This is a genomic window from Shigella sp. FC1967, from assembly GCF_001743005.1.
Lineage (GTDB): Bacteria > Pseudomonadota > Gammaproteobacteria > Enterobacterales > Enterobacteriaceae > Proteus.
The window spans coordinates 1-451 of record NZ_MIIZ01001239.1; the positions used below are offsets into that span (position 1 = coordinate 1).

1 protein-coding gene is annotated in these 451 nt (G+C 52.1%); it reads right to left on the reverse strand.

Annotation, left to right across the window (positions count from 1 at the left end; all coding sequences use genetic code 11):
* Positions 1-74: 74 nt before the first annotated feature.
* On the reverse strand, positions 75-451 hold a 377-nt coding region (locus BHE89_RS20645), incomplete at its 5' end, for a hypothetical protein (RefSeq protein ID WP_216081038.1).

A 451-nucleotide genomic window follows, 5' to 3' on the forward strand; every position in this document is an offset into this window, starting at 1 on the left:
TAAACACCGGCTGGCCCCCTTCCTTCGTTTTAAATACCTGGTATCGCATGTTGATCCTCCTGTTTGGGTGAGGCTTAGGCCTCGTAATAGAAATTTTTTGTGTCCGGATAGGGTTTAAAGCAATGAGCCGTGGCTCTCCCCAGGGAAAGCACTGTAGCCTCAGCTTCCGGCGCTTCCTCAGTGTCTTCACGAAATTCCCCGCCAAGTTGCTTCACCCATTCGGCAGCGAGCTGCACACCTTCATCAAAGGGAACTTTGTTCTTTTGAAGCACATCCAGATAGGAAAGCAGCAAGCAGTGAGGCGTAATGACGGCGGTGTTCCAATCGGTTGCGAGCCGTGTTTCGTCCATATCTGCATACCAGGCATCAACCTGATGTTTCAATCCGATCTCGGCCATCATGCCGTGCTTACCGGCGACCTTTCTGCCTTCCTCTACCACATCAACCGGGG